Origin of the sequence: Rhizobium sp. SG741, assembly GCF_012275435.1 — a bacterium.
Taxonomy (GTDB): Bacteria; Pseudomonadota; Alphaproteobacteria; order Rhizobiales; family Rhizobiaceae; genus Rhizobium; species Rhizobium lusitanum.
The window spans coordinates 217,230-230,973 of the sequence record NZ_JAAZQP010000011.1 but is presented as its reverse complement, the minus strand read 5'-3'; the positions used below and the strand labels follow the sequence as shown (position 1 = coordinate 230,973).

Annotated in this window: 14 protein-coding genes and 1 pseudogene; 9 read left to right on the top strand and 6 right to left on the bottom strand. The window is 59.5% G+C overall.

Going from position 1 to position 13,744, the window contains the following annotated elements:
• Window positions 1–188: 188 nt before the first annotated feature.
• Window positions 189–950 carry a YoaK family protein gene (locus FHT29_RS25660; protein WP_051963223.1) on the bottom strand — a complete coding sequence of 254 codons (762 nt, stop codon included), beginning with the start codon at window positions 948–950 and terminating at the stop codon, window positions 189–191.
• 378 nt (window positions 951–1,328) lie between these two features.
• On the opposite strand from FHT29_RS25660, the gene FHT29_RS25655 reads away from it, so the two are divergent.
• The 7 genes from FHT29_RS25655 to FHT29_RS25625 are packed head-to-tail and all read left to right on the top strand — an operon-like array spanning window position 1,329 to window position 8,806.
• Window positions 1,329–1,643, top strand: coding sequence for a helix-turn-helix transcriptional regulator (locus FHT29_RS25655; RefSeq protein WP_245297670.1), 315 nt, complete (start codon window positions 1,329–1,331; stop codon window positions 1,641–1,643).
• On the top strand, window positions 1,640–3,658 hold the full coding sequence (gene hyfB / locus FHT29_RS25650) for a hydrogenase 4 subunit B (protein ID WP_168600334.1): 2,019 nt from the start codon (window positions 1,640–1,642) through the stop codon (window positions 3,656–3,658). Before FHT29_RS25655 ends, hyfB begins: the two co-directional genes overlap by 4 nt.
• Window positions 3,649–4,605, top strand: coding sequence for an NADH-quinone oxidoreductase subunit H (locus FHT29_RS25645; protein WP_112441902.1), 957 nt, complete (start codon window positions 3,649–3,651; stop codon window positions 4,603–4,605). The genes hyfB and FHT29_RS25645 overlap by 10 nt, the downstream gene beginning before the upstream one ends.
• Window positions 4,605–5,270 carry a hydrogenase-4 component E gene (locus FHT29_RS25640; RefSeq protein WP_047555566.1) on the top strand — a complete coding sequence of 222 codons (666 nt, stop codon included), beginning with the start codon at window positions 4,605–4,607 and terminating at the stop codon, window positions 5,268–5,270. The genes FHT29_RS25645 and FHT29_RS25640 overlap by 1 nt, the downstream gene beginning before the upstream one ends.
• Window positions 5,267–6,730, top strand: coding sequence for a hydrogenase 4 subunit F (locus FHT29_RS25635; protein WP_168600333.1), 1,464 nt, complete (start codon window positions 5,267–5,269; stop codon window positions 6,728–6,730). Before FHT29_RS25640 ends, FHT29_RS25635 begins: the two co-directional genes overlap by 4 nt.
• 12 nt (window positions 6,731–6,742) lie before the next feature.
• Window positions 6,743–8,260, top strand: a complete 1,518-nt coding sequence (locus FHT29_RS25630; RefSeq protein WP_168600332.1) for a hydrogenase expression protein HypE — start codon at window positions 6,743–6,745, stop codon at window positions 8,258–8,260.
• 12 nt (window positions 8,261–8,272) lie between these two features.
• Window positions 8,273–8,806: an NADH-quinone oxidoreductase subunit B family protein gene (locus tag FHT29_RS25625; protein WP_168600331.1), complete on the top strand. Its 534-nt coding sequence runs from the start codon at window positions 8,273–8,275 to the stop codon at window positions 8,804–8,806.
• Window positions 8,807–8,996: 190 nt separating this feature from the next.
• Here the strand turns inward: FHT29_RS25625 and FHT29_RS25620 are convergent, their stop codons facing one another.
• The gene (locus FHT29_RS25620; protein ID WP_037191274.1) at window positions 8,997–9,323 is read right to left on the bottom strand and encodes a hypothetical protein; all 327 of its coding nucleotides are present in this window, start codon (window positions 9,321–9,323) and stop codon (window positions 8,997–8,999) included.
• 463 nt (window positions 9,324–9,786) lie between these two features.
• Window positions 9,787–9,912, bottom strand: a complete 126-nt coding sequence (locus FHT29_RS34985; RefSeq protein WP_281408396.1) for a hypothetical protein — start codon at window positions 9,910–9,912, stop codon at window positions 9,787–9,789.
• 405 nt (window positions 9,913–10,317) lie between these two features.
• Between FHT29_RS34985 and FHT29_RS25615 the strand changes: the two are divergent.
• Window positions 10,318–10,482 (top strand): annotated as a pseudogene (locus FHT29_RS25615) (ornithine cyclodeaminase); the annotation flags it as partial.
• A 23-nt stretch (window positions 10,483–10,505) separates the two neighbouring features.
• Here the strand turns inward: FHT29_RS25615 and FHT29_RS25610 are convergent.
• Entirely contained in the window at window positions 10,506–11,489 is a 984-nt protein-coding gene (locus FHT29_RS25610) for an NAD(P)H-quinone oxidoreductase (protein ID WP_168600330.1), read from the bottom strand.
• A gap of 11 nt (window positions 11,490–11,500) precedes the next feature.
• The gene (locus tag FHT29_RS25605; RefSeq protein WP_112441910.1) at window positions 11,501–12,037 is read right to left on the bottom strand and encodes a hypothetical protein; all 537 of its coding nucleotides are present in this window, start codon (window positions 12,035–12,037) and stop codon (window positions 11,501–11,503) included.
• Window positions 12,038–12,153: 116 nt separating this feature from the next.
• On the opposite strand from FHT29_RS25605, the gene FHT29_RS25600 reads away from it, so the two are divergent.
• Window positions 12,154–13,068 carry a LysR family transcriptional regulator gene (locus FHT29_RS25600; protein WP_168600329.1) on the top strand — a complete coding sequence of 305 codons (915 nt, stop codon included), beginning with the start codon at window positions 12,154–12,156 and terminating at the stop codon, window positions 13,066–13,068.
• Between the two features lie 110 nt (window positions 13,069–13,178).
• On the opposite strand, the gene FHT29_RS35090 is transcribed toward FHT29_RS25600, so the two are convergent.
• Window positions 13,179–13,544 carry a hypothetical protein gene (locus FHT29_RS35090; protein ID WP_348644887.1) on the bottom strand — a complete coding sequence of 122 codons (366 nt, stop codon included), beginning with the start codon at window positions 13,542–13,544 and terminating at the stop codon, window positions 13,179–13,181.
• Window positions 13,545–13,744 lie beyond the last annotated feature (200 nt).

Here is a 13,744-nt window from a genome sequence, read left to right as displayed (position 1 = left end):
AAAAGAGTTGGCTACTTCCGTGGACTGCTTCAAGGCGCAGTGCGATCAGCTCGGATGCGTTGTGCGCAAACGGTCGCGCCATGGCAGCTGTTCGTTTTAACCGGAAAGATCCCACGCCACTCGCCGATCGCACCGACTGGACGAATAGCCGCAAAAAAGCGAACCCCGCAACAGAGCGTCCATTCCGTTTAGGCCTTTCCGTCGGCATTCTTGCCTACGCCTTTGTTTCGGGCAGTCAGCATCGCTCGCGCGCGCCAAATTGCCTCCAACGCAATCACCATCAACACCACCGCCGCGAGAATGAGAAGGTAGCCGCCGACGGCGCGATAAACGATGACGCCCAGGACGCCGCCGATCAAAAAGGCGGCGATCGTGTAAAAATGCAAACGGAGCTTGATCAGATTGTGGCGCGCCTCCGCCAGCGACTCGCGGCCGCACAAAATATCGAAGGCAATGCCGAGTTCGATTCCAAGGTCGGTGGCCATACCGGACACATGCGTGGTGCGCACTCGAGCATCGGAGATGCGGGTAACAACGGCATTCTGTAGGCCCATCAGGAAAGCGAGGCCGAGAATGAGAACTGGCACACGCCACTCCGTCAGCAACCAAAGATCGGCGCAGCCGAGAATGGCAAGCAACAACGCTTCAGTCAGAATGCTATAGGCGTAAATGGCATGGACGTTGCGCCGCCGCCCTTCGTTGACAATCAGCGTCGACACTGCCGCGCCAAACACGAAAGCCACCACGATCCCGCCATAGAACAGCGCAGACAGCCATTGGCCCACGGCGAGATGATCGGAGAGCGTGGAGACGTTGCCTGTCATGTTGGCAGAGAAGAAGCCTACAGCATAGAAGGCTGATGCGTTCAATGCGCCGGCGATCGCGGCAAGCGAAGCCGCCAAGCCACGGTCGATCTTTTCATTGCGGTGAGAACCCTGTCTTACGAGCATGTGCTGTGAGCTATTGGTGAGATGACATTAGGATTGGTGGGAAGGCTGGGCTGCAGGTACTTTAGGGCTTCTTCTTATCTTGGGGGAATATCTCATTGTTCGACTAGGCGCCTTCGGTTCTCCTGCCTGGGTTCTTGGGCATGCCAGCTCGCCATCCAGAGCGGTAACCGCTGACTATGCATATCGGCGCGCGTCTGCCATGGCCGGCTCCCTTTGGTACCTGAAACAAGATCAACTTACTCCGAGGCATCGTGTCGTAACAAGCAGCTGTTCATGTCAAAAAGATGCTGACGCATCAGAATATTGATTCTAGACATCAATAGGCATATTGTAGACATCAATTATCAGAGCCTGCGCAAGTTAACCCGATGGTGAATCGTGATTACTGCCGCTCAGATGCGGGCCGCCCGGGCCCTTCTCGGTATCGACCAGCGCGCGCTGGCCGAACTAGCGGGAATTTCGGTTCCGACAATCCAGCGAATGGAGGCGAGCGCCGATGTGGTGCGCGGCAATGTCGACACCCTGATGCGTCTTTTGGCCGCGCTAGATGCCGCAGGCATCGAGGTGATCAACCAGGGGGCCGCTAGCACGGATGGCGGGCGCGGGGTCAGGCTCAAGTCGAATGTCCAGCCTTCAGAGAGTGGGACGGCGGAACCATCCGCGACCTTACCTTCAGCGAGGACGCCGCCATGACCCCGCTTGCCGGCTTGGTCGCATGCGTGGCCGCATTGCTTGGGACGGCGATTTTGGCGGTACTGACCGCCCGTTCGGGCCGATCCACGCCGGTCGTCTACGGCGCAAGCCTGGTTTTTTCCGGCATTGCCTTGATAACCGCGCTTGCATCTCTTGCCGCTGGTCTTCCTTCCACAGGCGCGTCGGCGCTTGTCCTTCCTGTTGGCCTGCCGTGGTTGGGAAGCCATTTCCGGCTCGATCCGCTCGCCGCCTTTTTCCTGACGGTTATCAATCTTGGCGGTGTCCTTTCGTCTCTCTACGCGCTTGGCTACGGCCGTCACGAACGCGCACCACATCGGGTTCTGCCGTTCTTTCCGGCATTCCTCGCCGGTATGAACCTGGTGATCCTGGCGGACGATGCCTTCACCTTCCTGATTTCCTGGGAGTTCATGTCGCTTGCTTCCTGGGCACTGGTGATGGCCCACCATCACGACGCCAGCAACCGAAAGGCCGGCTATATCTATATCGTCATGGCAAGTTTTGGCACGTTGGCTTTGTTTATCGCATTCGGCCTGCTTGCCGGTCCTGCTGGCGATTACGGCTTTGCGGCTATCCGGATATCAGAACATCCACCGCTGACAGCCGGTCTTGTGCTTGTCTTGCTACTGCTCGGCGCTGGGTCCAAGGCTGGTCTCGCACCGCTGCATGTCTGGTTGCCGTTGGCGCATCCGGCTGCCCCAAGTCACGTCTCCGCCTTGATGAGCGGTGTCATGACCAAGGTCGCGGTTTACGCTTTCATCCGCGTGGTCTTCGACCTGCTCGGCATGCAGGTATGGTGGTCTGGCATCATCGTCCTGATCATCGGCAGCGGCACCGCGGTTCTCGGCATACTGCAGGCGCTGATGGAGAGCGATCTCAAACGGCTCCTCGCCTACAGTACTATCGAAAATATCGGCCTTATCTTCGTCAGCCTCGGACTGGCACTTGCCTTCAAGGCGAACGGCATGGGGCTGGCGGCGCTGGCAATGACGGCCGCGCTGTTTCATGTCCTCAACCATTCCTTCTTCAAGAGCCTGCTCTTCTTCGGCGCCGGCGCGGTGCTGACGGCGACAGGCGAGCGGGACATGGACAAGCTCGGCGGCCTTATTCATCGCATGCCTGTCACCAGCATCGTCTTCCTTGTCGGCAGCGTCGCGATCTCGGCCCTACCGCCCTTTAACGGCTTCGTGTCCGAGTGGCTGGCATTCCAGGCTATCCTGCAAAGCCCTGATTTGCCGCAATGGGGCTTGAAGATACTGGTGCCGGCCGTGGGCGGTTTACTCGCCTTGTCGGCGGCACTGGCGGCCGCCTGTTTCGTCAAGGCATTCGGCGTGACTTTCCTCGGTCGTCCTCGTACCATCGCAGCCGGACAAGCGCTGGAAGTCGACCGCCTCTCCCTCGCGGCAATGTCTATACTCGCGGCGCTGTGCCTTCTCGCCGGCATCCTGCCGGGAATCGTCATCGACGGGCTTGCGCCCGTAACGCTGTCGGTGATCGGGGACCGGATGCCGGTGCAGACGGATATCGCATGGCTGTCCATCGTGCCGATTGCCGAAAGCCGCAGTTCCTACAATGGCCTTCTGGTCTTCCTGTTCACCCTGTTCTCAGCGTCGCTGACGGCCTATCTCATCCGCCGCTTTGCGTCACGGGCGCTGCGCCGGGCGCCCGCCTGGGATTGCGGCTTTCCGGAGATGAGCCCGGCGACGCAATACACGGCGGGCAGTTTCGCCCAGCCCATCCGGCGCGTTTTTGGAACGCTGGTTTTCCGCGTCCGAGAGAGCGTCGACATGCCCGCGCCCGGTGATCTCAGGCCAGCGCGTTTTGCCGTCGAGGCACATGATTTGATCTGGGAATGGCTCTATCTTCCGATCGCCGGCGCCGTCGGCTTTGCCGCCGAAAAGCTCAATTACCTGCAGTTTCTCACGATCCGGCGCTATCTGAGCCTGGTTTTCCTGGCGCTCGTCTTCCTGCTGTTGGTGCTGGCGCTATGGTCGTAATCTCGGCTCTCCTTGTTCAGTCCTTGCAGATGGCACTCGTCGTGCTGCTCGCGCCGCTGCTGACCGGCTTCATTCGTCTGATCAAGGCGCGATTGCTGCGCCGGCGAGGGCCTTCCATGATCCAGCCCTACCGGGACATCTTGCGGCTTTTGCGCAAGGAAGTGGTGCTGGCTGAAAGTGCATCATGGCTGTTCAGGGTGACGCCCTATCTGATCTTCGCCATAACCTGGGTCGCGGCGGCGATCATTCCGACCTTCGCCACTGGCCTGATCTTCAGCTGGACGGCGGATCTGATTGCCATTACCGCGCTGCTCGGCAGTACGCGCTTCTTTCTGGCGCTTGCCGGTATGGACGTTGGTACCAGTTTCGGTGGTATCGGGTCGAGTAGAGAGGCGATGATCGCAACGCTCGCGGAACCGTCGATGCTGCTGGTCATCTTCACGCTTGCCCTGATCGCAGGCTCGACCCAGCTTTCGACCATCGCCGCCTTCATGACCTCTCCGCAGGTAGGACTGCGCGTTTCGCTGGCAATCGCCTTGATCGCCCTTATCATGGTCGCGGTCGCGGAAAATGGCCGTATCCCCATTGACAACCCCGCAACTCATCTGGAGTTGACGATGGTGCATGAAGCGATGGTGCTCGAATATTCCGGGCGGCATCTCGCGATGATTGAACTTGCGGCATCCCTCAAGCTCCTGCTCTACATTTCCCTGATCGCCTGCATCTTCGTTCCGTGGAAACTCGCCGCACTGGGGGAAGGGCCGTCGGCCTATCTGGTGGGTATGCTCGCCTATCTCATCAAGCTCGCGGCGGGCGGGGCCCTCCTTGCCCTGTTCGAGACCGCGACCGCCAAGATGCGGGTCTTCCGGGTGCCCGAATTCCTGGGCGCGGCCCTTATGCTCGGTCTGCTCGCCACTCTACTACGGTTCGTCTCGAGGAGCTTGTGATGAGCGGGCCGGTCTTGGATATAGCCCATATGCTCGCCGGCGGCCTCGTGCTGGTCAGCATGATGATGCTCTATCAAGACCGCCTCTATGCACTGCTCAACGTGTTCGCGCTGCACTCACTGATATTGACCCTGTCGGTGGCCTGGCAAGCTTTCGTCCAGGACGCCCCACATCTTTATGTCACGGCGGCGATCGCACTGCTCTTCAAGGCCATCGTCATTCCCGTGGTGCTGCATCGCATGATCCGCCAACTCGGCATCCATCGCGAGATCGAGACCGTCGTCGGTATTGGCCTCACAATGCTCGCTGGCATCGGTCTCGTCGCTCTCGCGACTGCGGTGATGTTGCGGGTGACGCCACAGGCGGATCCTCTGGCGCGGGAGGATCTCGCCTTCGCATTGTCGGTCCTGCTGCTCGGCCTGTTGATCATGGTCACGCGCCGTAACGCCGTCAGCCAGGTTGTCGGATTCATGTCGCTCGAGAACGGACTGGTGCTTGCCGCGACCGGCGCCAAGGGTATGCCGTTGGTCGTTGAGATCAGCGTCGCCTTCTCGATCCTGATCGCCTTCATCGTTATCGGTGTTTTTCTGTTTCGTATCCGCGAGAGGTTCGACACGGTCGACGTTCGAGCGCTCGATGATTTCAAAGGGAGGAGACGGAAATGAGCGTGTTCTCCTCTCTATTGACCTCGGATGCGGTGACAGCCGTTCTTGTGATACCGATCGTGGCCGCCGCCCTCCTAGCGCTTTTGCCTGGCTATCGAATGCCGGCACGGCTGAACGTGTTCGCAAGCCTGCTGACCTTCCTCGCCGCTCTGTCCCTGTTCGTCACCGGGCAGCCGGCACCCGGGCAATATCTGCTCGTCGACGATCTCAATATCGCCTTCATCGTCCTCAATGCCTTCGTGGGCTTCACCACCAGCATATTCAGCGCCAGCTACATCGCCCATGAATTGGAGATCGGCCGGCTGACCCCTGCAAACCTCCGTTTCTACCACGCCATGTATCAGATCATGATGTTCGGCATGAATCTCGCATTTGTGTCCAACAACATTGGTCTGATGTGGGTCGCAGTCGAGCTCGCGACGCTCACCACCGTGCTGATGGTCGGCCTCTACCGCACCCACGAGGCGCTCGAAGCCGCCTGGAAATACTTCATTCTGGGAAGTGTCGGCATAGCCTTTGCGCTCTTTGGCACCATTCTCGTCTATCTGGCGGCGCAGCCGGTCGTCGGTGAAGGTTACGATGCCATGGTTTGGACCATCCTGATCGAGCACGCCGCCGCCTTCGATCCGGCGCTTCTCAACGTCGCTTTCGTCTTCCTGTTGCTTGGCTATGGCACCAAGGTCGGACTTGCGCCGCTGCATGCCTGGCTACCGGACGCGCATGCCGAGGGACCGACGCCGATCTCGGCAGTTCTGTCCGGGCTGCTTCTGAATGTTGCGCTCTACGCAGTCTTGCGTTTCAAGATGCTGCTGTCGGCCAATCCCGACGCACTTGCTCCTGGACCGCTGATGATGACAATGGGGCTAGTCTCGCTGATTTTCGCAGCTTTCATGCTCTATCGCCGCCGCGACATCAAGCGCCTGTTCGCCTATTCCTCGATCGAGCACATGGGCATCATCGTCTTTGCCTTCGGCCTGGGCGGCCCCATCGCCAATTTCGCCGGACTATTGCATATGGTCATGCACTCACTGACCAAATCGGCGATTTTCTTCGCGGTCGGTCACATCGCCCAGATAAAAGGAACGCAAAGACTTTCTGCCATTCGCGGCTTGACCGAAACACATCCGGGGCTTGGCTGGGGCTTGGTCACCGGTGTCGTCGCCATCGCCGGCCTGCCACCGGCAGGAATCTTCATGAGCGAGTTCCTGATCGTCAGCTCGGCTTTTGCGAAGCAGCCGCTGCTCGCCATTCCGCTCGTCTTTGGATTGCTGATCGCTTTCGGCGCGCTGCTGCTACGACTGACAGGGGCCGCCTTCGGACAGCCGCGCGGCAGCGTGATGCCAGCAGACGCTTCCTATATACCGATGTATGCCCATCTCGCGCTGGTGCTCATCGCTGGCGTCTATCTACCGTCGCCGCTGGTCGCCTGGTTCCAGCATATTGCCAACCTTCTTCGATGATGGGGAGGGAAGATGTCGACGCTCAACGATATGATCGAGAAGGGGCGCCTCGTACCTCATCACGCACCCCGGCCGCGCGCGATCGTTGATCCGATTGTATGGACATCGGCGGCTCAAGCGTTGTCCGAGGGGCATCTGATCCTGCTTGGTCTGTGGGGCGAGGGGAATGCGGTTCACATGGCTCTGCTCGATGAACTGGCCGGCATGATCGGCGTTCTCAGTCTGGAAGGGCTGGAGGGCGGAGGGTATCCTTCCGTCGCGCGATTGCATCCACCGGCGCTCCGGCCGGAGCGGGCGCTTCGTGATTTGACCGGGCTCGAACCGTGGGATCTGCCGGACAACCGGTCGTGGCTCGATCACAACCGCTGGGATTTGCGCTATCCTCTCGGAAAGCGGGGCGTTTCATTTGAGGAGACCACGCCCTATGCCTTTCTGCGTGCCGAGGGCGAAAGCCTGCATCAGATCCCCGTCGGCCCGGTGCATGCCGGCATCATCGAGCCGGGGCATTTCCGCTTCACGGCTAACGGCGAAACGGTGGTGCGGCTCGAAGAGCGGCTGGGCTATACCCATAAAGGCATCGAGGCGTTGATGGCGGGCGCGGACTTGATCCGCGGAGCGCAACTGGCCGGGCGAACATCCGGTGACAGCACCGTTGCTTATTCCTATGCTTTTTCGCGGGCCGTGGAAGCCGCACTAAGGCTCGTCGTTCCGCCCCGGGCGGTTTGGCTGCGCGCGCTGATGGCCGAACTGGAACGGCTCGCCAACCACCTCGGCGATATAGGCGCCATCTGCAACGACGCCGCCTTTTCGTTGATGCTGGCCCATTGCGGCGTGTTGCGTGAGCACGTGTTGCGCGCCGCCAATACCGCTTTCGGTCATCGCCTGATGCGCGACCGTATCATACCCGGCGGCGTCACCACCGATCTGAATAGTGACGGGGCAGCCGGCGTGCGAAGCCTGCTTGCCGAAATCCGCCGCCGATTTCCAGCCCTGGTGGAACTCTACGACAACACCGCCTCGCTGCAGGACCGCACGGTCGGCACAGGTAAGCTGCGCATCGATCTGGCGCGCGAATATGGAGCTGGCGGTTATATCGGGCGAGCGTCTGGGCGCGATTTCGACGCCCGGAAGGTCTTGCGCTATCCGCCCTATGACAGCCTGGTCTTCGACGTTCCGGTGCTCAACGACGGTGATGTCAACGCCCGCGTCTGGATCCGCATTCGCGAGGTCGAACAGAGCCTACTACTCATCGAAGGTATCCTTGACGGCCTTCCGGAGGGTCCGGTCCTCGATGTGATTTCTCCGGTCAACGAAAGTCGGGAAGGTCTGGCGCTCGTTGAGGGCTTTCGCGGTGACGTGTTGGTCTGGCTGCGTCTCACACCGGAGGGCATGATCGAACGCTGCCATCTGCGCGACCCGTCCTGGTTTCAGTGGCCGCTGCTGGAAGCGGCAATCGAAGGCAATATCGTCGCCGACTTTCCGCTCTGCAACAAGTCGTTCAACTGTTCCTATTCTGGCCACGATCTCTGAAGGCAAGGATCCATGCGAAAGCTGCTCTTCGAAAACCTGATCCACCTGCCGCTGACGGAACCGGCGCCAAGTCCCTCCGATGCGGCGATGGAGGAGCTCGCCACCTCTGTTGACGAAGCCGCTCGCCAGCGCCTCGGGCGCAGTTTGTCGATCCGCGCCGTCGATGCGGGATCCTGTAACGGTTGCGAGTTGGAGATGCATGCGCTGAGCAACCCTTTCTACGATATTGAGCGTTTCGGCATTCGTTTTGTCGCCTCGCCGCGCCATGCCGACGTGCTGCTCGTAACCGGCCCCGTAACCAAGAACATGCGCGAGGCTCTGGAGCGGACATACAACGCCATGCCGGCCCCGAAATGGGTGATCGCGCTCGGCGACTGCGCCCGCGACGGCGGGTGTTTTGCCGGCAGCTATGCCATTATCGGCGGGGTTTCGAAGGTCGTACCTGTCGATCTCCATATTCCGGGCTGCCCGCCGTCGCCGACGGACATTCTCCGCGGTCTTCTTGCTTTACTGGAACATGTGAACACGGGAGGCCGCGCTTCTTGACGGCGAGCTTCAATGGAACCAAGATCGCTTCTCGCTCTGTGGCGAGGTCGCAGCGAAGTCTTCGCTCGAAAACTTCGGCGACAGCCATGCCATCAGCGGAACCGCTGGCCTCCAGGTCAAATGGTAGAGTCGGCTAGGGCACGAGCGATCCTTACGCAGCACTGCCCCGGCCAGCCGCCGCGGGGAGGGATCAGGCGACCAGCATGGGATCTTGCAGGCTCTGGGCGCCAGCAAATTCGGCGCTCTCCAGGGTCGCATCCATCAGTTCCTTCACGTAGGCAAGAGCAGATTTTGAGTCGTCTGCGCTGAGATGAACGTCGTTGCATTTGGCACGCATCGCTTTGCGGATCGATGAGAGCGCATGTTTGGCGGCAATCTTGTCACCCTCCTTTAACAACAGTCGGAGAGATGTCGCAGCAAGGACTTCAAGAACCGTTATTCGGCCTTCTATAGCTCCCATGGATGGAATGGCATGTGAGGCTCCCCCACCTTCACTATCACGCTTCGCATTGTACATTCCGCATTCCTTTTCAAAGGCTTTGGCAGCGCCTGTCCGGTCAAGCTCGCACGCGACGATCACGGATCCGAAAGGTTCGAAGCGAAACGATGGCACGCAGCAAATTTCGGGTATCCCGGGTGTCCATCGAAAGGACCGTTGCAACAACTCCGGATCAGTCGATAAGTTCCATAGTAAGGCGTGGTGCCGGATGAGGATCGCGGGGTTCGCGGTTCAATACTCTCGAGACCATCAATATAGCCGATTTTTTGTTCGGGACAGCGGCTATCCAGTCTCTTTGCAATTGGACCTACCTCGGCTCAGAGGCCGGCAAGCCCGATATGAGCACGGTTCGCGTCCAGCAGGACACACTCTCCGGCGCGACCGTCGATGACCTAGTGCGGCGGGCTACGCCTGTCGTTTCCATCATCGAGAGGCTGCTCTGGCTCTTCCTTCGGCCATGCCTGCCCGGGATATTAGTCGTTTAATGAATGCGAGCAGGCTTAGCCGCGAGCTCGATCACGTATTCCTCCGCCGCATCCGCGAGTGCTAGCGCAACCGCCGCCTGGCTGAATCCTTTGGAGTGAAGTTGCTCAATCAGGTTGCGCATGGCTGCCTCGACGAGCTTACGGCAGTCAGCCTTTCGAGCCTCACGGCGGAGTTCTAATTCGCTCATAGTTATGTGCCCCTCGGTAGAGAAAGTAGCATGACACCGCTGCTAAATTAGAAAATACGGCAAATGACTAGGGTCCTGTAGGAAAACGGCGATGGCAAACGCTCTCTACACGCGATTGCAGGCCACGGCGAAGCGCCAGATTGAGATTTCTGGCCAAAGCGGCACGTAAAAAGCATCGAGGAACAACCCCGTCGAGAGGCGCTTAAGCTTTGAAATAGAATTATTTTTACAAACTAACGGGGGATGACCGACGCCGGTCATCCCCCCGCGGATGATCTGATCTTGCTATTAATTTCAAATCCTTGTCGAGCCTTTCAGCGGGGTGAGCGTTCCGAGCCAGTTTACAGCGTCGGATCTGCTACCGAGGATTTTTCCGCTCTCCGTTATCTCCGACAAAAGCTCAGCGGGCTCCCGCTTTACGAGAAGCTTGATCTGGTTGCTGATCCCGATGAGCCACGCGACCTCTTCGGAATGCTGCTCCGAGCAGGGTTGCAGGCCGCCTAAACCGGCTTCCGAGCCGACTACCATCACTGGAAATCACATAGAACGATCTTCCCAAACAGCCCGCTGGCTTCCATTCGGCGGTGGGCCTCGGCGGCTTCCTTGAGGGGGTAGACGGCGCCAATAACCGGCTTGAGCTCACGTCCCATCATCGGCAGCACCTGCTCCGTGAAGCGCCGGACCATTGCTCTCTTTTCCGTCCTCGACCTTGACTTCATGACCGTTCCGATTAACCGCAAATGGTTGTGAAGCACGAGATCAAGCGGAATGATGGCGTTGTCGTCGCGTCCTAGAAGGCCAACCTGGACGAGCCGTCCGCCGGGCGCCAGGCTGCGAATGTTGCGCGCGAGATAGGATCCGCCGACGAAGTCGATGATCAGATCGACCCCATGCGACGCCGTAGCATCGACGACCTCCGCCTCGAAGTCCGAACGCCGATAATCAAAGACGGCTTCGGCACCCAGCGAGAGCACATTCTCGATGTTCCCTGCCGAAGCGGTCGCCAGCACATGTGCTCCGGCCGCTTTTCCGAGCTGAACCGCAGCCGATCCGATGCCTCCGGCGGCAGCATGGACAAGGGCGGTTTCTCCTTTAGCAACCTGTCCGAGATGGGCGAGCGCTTCCCAGCCGGTGACGAAACTCTCCATGACCGCCGCCGCCTCGATGAAAGACATGCCGTCCGGAATGATCGCTGCCATTTCGCTATCGAGACGGGCGTACTGAGCATAAGCACCACCGCCAACGATACCCATGACACGGTCCCCAATCGCAAAACCGATGACTGCGGAGCCGGTCGCCACGACTTCGCCGGCGATTTCGAGGCCGAGGATCGGGCTGTCCCCGTAAGTTTGCGTGCCATAGACGCCTTCGCGCTGAAGAAGATCAGCGCGATTGACGCCTGCCGCCATGACCTTGACGAGAATATCGTCGGGCCGGATCTCAGGGGGCGGAGCTTCAGCGAGGTGCAGGACATCCGCGCTGCCGAAATCGGCGAACATGATCGCTTTCATCAGAGCTACCCTTACTTGGAGAGTGCGCGGCGAGCGATGCTTGCCGCAAAGAGCGGTGTCTCGCGGCTGTTGTGATCGCCACCTGCGGCCTGCCGGGCAGCGGCGGCATCCTCGAACCTGGTGCCATGCTCTTCGAGAAATGTCATGAAGACATCAGTTGGATGCGCAGTGACCCGGTTCGTGTAGCGGGTCCTGTTTTCGTCGATCTTTTCGGCGATCAGTTCCCAGACGACATTGACCTTGGTGCGACCGCTGGACGTGAACACGTCGGAGATTGAGTTCATGCGGCAATAGGCAGCCTCTGCAACTTCGGCAACATAGTGTTGGACAACGAGACCGGAGCCGATCTGCTCGATATTGATTGACATCCGACGACCGTCGTCGGTCCACGTGACGCCGGCAGCGATGTGATCCGGTGGGCAGCAGCGCAGGTATTCGGCTTCAGGCAGGTTGAAGAGCCAGTCGGCGATATCGATCTTTTCGAACGGGACGTCTACCTCCGCCGAATATGCTGACTGCGAGAGAATTGTGTCGAGGACCTTGACCATCATAGTATTCCTTCTGTTTGTTGTGCGATTGCCCGTTGACGAGAAGGAATGTGCGCCGGATGCCTGCTGATGATAACGAACTGATTGGTCGAAACGGTTTTGCGTCGTAGGCAAAGATGAAGGATCCACGGTTTGCCGAACATCTCGCGGTCTATGTCGATGTCGTCCGCGCGGGAAGCTTCTCCGCGGCGTCACGGCGTCGTGCCGTAACCCCATCCGCCGTCGTCCGGCAGATCGATGCGCTCGAACAGGACCTTGGCGTTCCGCTTCTGGTCCGATCGACGCGTGCTCTGTCGCTGACGGACGCGGGTCGCCATCTCTTCGATAGGGCCCAGCGGCTGCTGGATGACTTGGCCGACACCCATGCGGAAGTAGCAGCCTTCGACAGTGCGGTCAGCGGCACCCTTCGCATCGCTTGCTTCCCGACCTTCGGAAAACGCTACGTCATCCCCGTTCTTGCATCTCTTGCGCAGCAGCACCCGAGCTTGCATGTCGAATTGGATCTCACCGAACGGCTGGCCGACCCCGTCGCCGAACGGCTCGACCTCGTGGTCAGAATGGGTGACCTGGCGGACAGCTCCTTGATCGCCACGAAGCTCGCCCCGCTTGACCGCGTTCTCGTGGCAAGCCGTGCCTATGTCGGGCAGTACGGCGAGCCGAAAGACGAAGAGGCGCTCCGTCATCATCGCCTTCTCGACAAGCTTCATGGCAACGATCTGCTCGGCTGGTCCGATGTTCTCGGATGCCCGGCCGGTGAGGCATGCAAACAGGTCTCTTTCCGCTCCGATGATTTTGAAGCGTTGAACAGCGCCGCGATCTCAGGCATGGGCGTGGCCTTCCTGCCAAGCTGGGTTTCGGGCGCTTCCATCCAGGCGGGCGATCTGCTGCGCCTAACGCTCGCCGGCGAGCGATGGAACGAGCGATCGTCCGGCATCTACCTACTGCGCGCCCTGCAGGTGCCATCCGCCAAGGTCAGGGCGTTTACAGAAGCGCTTAGGGCACATATCGGCACGCCGCCGCGCTGGAGTTGAGGCGCGGTATCAACGACAGTGATTATATCAACGGCTTAAGCCACCTGCTGTTCAACAAATGCCAAGTTCTCCGTAAGATCCCATCAAGAGCAGAGATCTCCGTTTCGCGGTCAGAACGCATGGATTCCCATCACCGCTAGGCGTCCGCAAAACTCTTGTCCCATGGTGTGGGCGAGGGAAAGACCTCGCCGAGGAACGATACCAGCGCCTTGACGTTCCGATTGCCGCCGACTTTCCGGCCAGTATGCGGGTATGTTGCTGCGGTCGACGGAGAATGCCTTCAAGACTGGCACCAGCGCGCGGCGATGCAGATAGGGAGCTGCGATATAGACCGTGCAGGCAGTAATCGCCTCGATCGAATTCACGTAAAAATCCTTCTCTGCAAGCCCAAACAGATCACCAGGCCAGTAGAACGCGACGACCTGCCGATCACCATGGTTCAGCATATGGCTCGCCACCAGGACCCCGCCGGACAAGAGATACAGAAACCTCGCTGGCTCTCCTTGGGTGACGACATGTGATCCCTTCGTTTCAAAGGTAATGACGTCCGCAAGGCGCGCGAGCTCGGATTGATCGGATGACGATAGAACAATGTGGTCGGGTTCTACTCCATGTTCACCTGGCCAGGGATTTGCTGCAAGCGATGTTTGATCAGGATCAATGCATCTCCAAAGCT

Excerpts from the sequence above, each read along its gene's own strand:
- FHT29_RS34985 (WP_281408396.1), bottom strand. The coding sequence starts at position 9,912 with ATGCGCAACCTGATTGAGCAACTTCACTCCAAAGGATTCAGCCAGGCG.
- FHT29_RS25610 (WP_168600330.1), bottom strand. The coding sequence starts at position 11,489 with ATGAAAGCGATCATGTTCGCCGATTTCGGCAGCGCGGATGTCCTGCAC.
- FHT29_RS25635 (WP_168600333.1), top strand. The coding sequence starts at position 5,267 with ATGAGCGTGTTCTCCTCTCTATTGACCTCGGATGCGGTGACAGCCGTT.
- FHT29_RS25660 (WP_051963223.1), bottom strand. The coding sequence starts at position 950 with ATGCTCGTAAGACAGGGTTCTCACCGCAATGAAAAGATCGACCGTGGC.
- FHT29_RS25620 (WP_037191274.1), bottom strand. The coding sequence starts at position 9,323 with ATGTACAATGCGAAGCGTGATAGTGAAGGTGGGGGAGCCTCACATGCC.
- FHT29_RS25630 (WP_168600332.1), top strand. The coding sequence starts at position 6,743 with ATGTCGACGCTCAACGATATGATCGAGAAGGGGCGCCTCGTACCTCAT.
- hyfB (WP_168600334.1), top strand. The coding sequence starts at position 1,640 with ATGACCCCGCTTGCCGGCTTGGTCGCATGCGTGGCCGCATTGCTTGGG.
- FHT29_RS25605 (WP_112441910.1), bottom strand. The coding sequence starts at position 12,037 with ATGGTCAAGGTCCTCGACACAATTCTCTCGCAGTCAGCATATTCGGCG.
- FHT29_RS25645 (WP_112441902.1), top strand. The coding sequence starts at position 3,649 with ATGGTCGTAATCTCGGCTCTCCTTGTTCAGTCCTTGCAGATGGCACTC.
- FHT29_RS25600 (WP_168600329.1), top strand. The coding sequence starts at position 12,154 with ATGAAGGATCCACGGTTTGCCGAACATCTCGCGGTCTATGTCGATGTC.
- FHT29_RS25640 (WP_047555566.1), top strand. The coding sequence starts at position 4,605 with ATGAGCGGGCCGGTCTTGGATATAGCCCATATGCTCGCCGGCGGCCTC.
- FHT29_RS25625 (WP_168600331.1), top strand. The coding sequence starts at position 8,273 with ATGCGAAAGCTGCTCTTCGAAAACCTGATCCACCTGCCGCTGACGGAA.